Source organism: bacterium (assembly GCA_018814885.1).
In the GTDB taxonomy this organism is placed as follows: Bacteria; Krumholzibacteriota; Krumholzibacteriia; order LZORAL124-64-63; family LZORAL124-64-63; genus JAHIYU01.
The window spans coordinates 1-2,343 of the sequence record JAHIYU010000156.1 but is presented as its reverse complement, the minus strand read 5'-3'; the positions used below and the strand labels follow the sequence as shown (position 1 = coordinate 2,343).

The 2,343-nt window shown below is 69.0% G+C and carries 3 protein-coding genes; 2 read left to right on the top strand and 1 reads right to left on the bottom strand.

Annotated elements, in window-relative coordinates; all coding sequences use genetic code 11:
• Positions 1 to 306, top strand: a 306-nt coding sequence (locus KJ554_11995; protein MBU0743053.1) for a hypothetical protein, incomplete at its 5' end; no start/stop codon positions are given.
• On the opposite strand, the gene KJ554_11990 is transcribed toward KJ554_11995, so the two are convergent.
• On the bottom strand, positions 287 to 1,708 hold the full coding sequence (locus tag KJ554_11990) for an MBOAT family protein (GenBank protein ID MBU0743052.1): 1,422 nt from the start codon (positions 1,706 to 1,708) through the stop codon (positions 287 to 289). The genes KJ554_11995 and KJ554_11990 overlap by 20 nt on opposite strands.
• Positions 1,709 to 1,787: 79 nt before the next feature.
• Here KJ554_11990 and KJ554_11985 point away from each other — a divergent pair.
• A partial coding sequence (locus KJ554_11985; GenBank protein ID MBU0743051.1) for a hypothetical protein occupies positions 1,788 to 2,343 on the top strand: 556 nt, incomplete at its 3' end.

Genomic DNA, 2,343 nt, shown 5'->3' with positions numbered 1-2,343 from the left:
GGCGCCGACTGGCTGCTGCTGATCGCCCCGGCGGAGGTCCAGGTCGACCCCCGCACACGGGCCGAGATCCTGGCCCACGCCCCCCTGCCCGCCGCAGCCTACGATTTCGAGGCGCCCTCGCGGCGGCTGGCCGCCTTCGCCGTCGCCCACGGCATCGACTACCTCGACCCCCTGGACGAGCTGCGCGCCGCCCACGCGGCGGGCGGCGTCCGCCTCTACATCCCCAACAACGGGCACTGGAACGTGCCGGCGAACGGGCTGATGGCAACTCTGGTTGCGTCTGCGATCAGAACTGGAAATAGATGAACGGCGGGTTGCTGTACACCCGGTAGACCGCCGCCGCCAGCACCAGCGCCAGCATGGCGTTCCCCAGCACGAACTTGAGCGGCGGCCGCGCATCGGCGATCCAGGTGTGGTTGCCGGTGCGGGTCTGGACGATGTCCAGCGCGACCGTCACCGCGATCACCAGGAAAACGTGCGCCGCGCCGAGGGTCAGCAGCCCCTCGCCGGCCACGATCCCTGTGATCACCTGCCAGGCCGTGCCGAAATCCTGGGCGCGGAAGAGGATCTTGGCCACGGCGATCAGGTGGAAGGTCGCGAGCACCTTGACCACGTTCCACGCCACCGGTCCGAACGCGCTCGGCCAGCGCAGGTCCACCTTGCCGCCGCCGGTCAGCCGGTAAGCCGCCAGGTACAGCCCGTTCCACAGGCCCCAGGCGACGAAGGTCCAGCTCGCGCCGTGCCACAGGCCGCCCAGCAGCATGGTGACCATCAGGTTGACGTAGGTGCGGACGGTCCCCTTGCGGTTGCCGCCCAGGGGGATGTAGAGGTAGTCGCCAAGCCAGGTCGACAGCGACACGTGCCACCGCTTCCAGTACTCGGCGGGGCTGCGGCTCAGGTACGGCGCATGGAAGTTCTCCATCAGCTCGAAGCCGAGCAGGCGCGCCACGCCGCGGGCGATGTCCGAGTAGCCGGAGAAGTCGCCGTAGATCTGGAAGCAGAAGGCGTAGACGCCGGTCAGCAGCTGGCCGCTGGTCCACGCGCCGGGATCGTCGAAGACCTGGTTGACGAAGGGCGCCAGGGTGTCGGCCACGAAGATCTTCTTGAAGAAGCCCAGCAGGATCAGGTTCAGGCCGGTCTCCACGTGGCGCCGGGTCACCGTGCGCGGGGCGGCGACCTGGGGCAGCAGGTTGCGGGCGCGCTCGATGGGCCCGGCCACCAGCTGGGGGAAGAAGGACACGAACACCGCGAAGTCGAGCAGGTCGTCGGTCGGCACGAGCCGGCGGCGATAGACGTCTATGGTGTAGCTGAGCGTCTGGAAGGTGTAGAAGCTGATTCCGATGGGCAGCAGCACCCGCAGCAGGGGCATGTGGGGCTCCATGCCGAAGCCCTCGATGATCGTCCCCATGGAATCCACGAAGAAATTGAAGTACTTGAAGAAGCCCAGCAGGCCCAGGTTGACGCAGACGCTCACCGCCAGCAGCCGCTTGCGGGCGCCGACGTCTTCGGTCGCGTGCAGACGGCGTCCCACGAGAAAATCGGTCAGGGTCGAGATGGCCAGCAGCGAGAGGAAGCGCCAGTCCCAGTAGCCGTAGAACACGTAGCTGGCCACCAGCAGGAAGTAATTCTGCCGGCGATGCCGCAGCCGCGGGTACGCCAGCAGCACCACGGCGAGGAAGGCCACGAACACGAGTGAGTTGAATAGCATGGCGGCACTCTAAGGGCGAAATGCCTCCGGGTCAACGGTGCGGCTTGACGCGAGAGGTTCCGGCGGCGACGATCGAAACATGAGCGCCCACCACCACATCCTCGAACGCTGCACGCACGAGACCCCCTTCTGGCGCCTGGTCGAGGCCTTCCGCGGCTCCCGGCGGGACGGACCCTGGCTGCTGGACAGCGCCCTCGACGGCGGTCGTCTCGGCCGCTTCTCGTACCTCGGCCCGGGCGCCGACGCCCTCTTCGAGGCGCGGCGGCGCCCCGACGGACTGGCGGACATAAGCATAGCCGCAAAGGGGTGCGAGGAACGCCTGGAAGGCGTCGATCCCTTCGCCGCCCTGTGCGCCTGGCGCCGGCGCTGGAGCGTCCCCGCTGGGGCTTTCGCGGGCCGACCCGCCCCCTTCGTCCACGGCGCGGTGGGCTGGATCGGCTACGAGGCGGGACACTGCATCGAGCGCTTTCCCGACACGGGCGTCGACGACCTGGGCCTGCCGGACATCCGCTTCGCGGTGCAGGACGCGGTGTTGATCCGCGATCACGCATCCGGCGAGACCTGGCTCTCGGTCATGGGCCACGGCCGCGACGGGGCGTGCGCCCGCGACGCCGCCGCCCGGCTAGCCGGGGCCG